This is a genomic window from Bartonella refiksaydamii, from assembly GCF_902652675.1.
GTDB classification, from domain to species: domain Bacteria; phylum Pseudomonadota; class Alphaproteobacteria; order Rhizobiales; family Rhizobiaceae; genus Bartonella; species Bartonella refiksaydamii.
Genome location: NZ_LR736395.1, coordinates 1 through 921 on the forward strand (window position 1 = coordinate 1; position 921 = coordinate 921).

A 921-nucleotide genomic window follows, 5' to 3' on the forward strand; every position below is an offset into this window, starting at 1 on the left:
TACACATTCCGAAAAGGTGAACCCGTGTTTTTGTTGTGCCAAAGAAGACACACCATCGAGTTTGTCGAACTCATTCTGTCAAAAATTCCAAAGGAAAGACTTTTATCCGCATGTGCTCGTTTGACAGAAGAGGAAAGGCAAAAACTTTGTGAGTGGAGTTTCGATGCTCTTTGGGACGACTTTCTGCCACAAAAAAATTGTAGACTTTATTTCGACGATAAAGAAGAGATGAAAGCTCGTTTCGAAAGAAACAAGAAAGAGATGGTGAATTGTATCCTTTCAACAACTTCAAGTATTTTTGAACCACAATGGGGCTTCCCCAAAGGAAAGAAAAACACAAAAGAGTCGAGTATTGTCTGTGCCGTTCGCGAGTTTGTTGAAGAGACGGGAATGGAGAGAAACAGAATTCAGATTGTAGATGATTCGAACCCTTTCATTGAGCGTTTCATTGGGACAAACGGCAAGATTTATGGAAGTCAATACTTTCTGGCATACTCTGACGAAGAAATAAAAATCCAGAAAAAAGACTTTGGAGGTGTTTCCACAATTTCAGAGGAAATCTCTGAACTCAAGTGGGCGACATACGAAGAAGCAAAAAGAGTTCTCTCTCCCGAAAGAGTCGAGATTCTCCAAAATGCGATTCTTTGCATCCGGACTGCCGGAACAACATAAAACATATCGGACAAATATGTTTTTCATTGTGTAATGAGTTTTGTCTTGTTTGCTGCCTTGGCTGTGGGTTTCGTCATCATTTTGATATTCGTGGCAAACAGAAGACACACACCGACAGACCCCACCATCATCGCTTTGAAAGAACGTCTTTCTTTCATCGATAAAAAATATCTTTCTTTGGACATTCGAGAGGTCGACAAGGGTGCGTACACAGAGAATAAAAAGGCGATATTTTTGTGCCTCAAAGAC

The 921-nt window shown here is 40.5% G+C and carries 2 protein-coding genes; both read left to right on the top strand.

Annotated features, from left to right (window positions below; all coding sequences use genetic code 11):
• Positions 1-672 (top strand): NUDIX domain-containing protein (locus tag GQO39_RS08725; protein WP_210349163.1); only part of this gene is annotated, 672 nt, incomplete at its 5' end.
• Positions 673-717: 45 nt separating this feature from the next.
• Positions 718-921: hypothetical protein (locus GQO39_RS09010; protein ID WP_210349164.1), on the top strand; the 204-nt coding region annotated here is incomplete at its 3' end.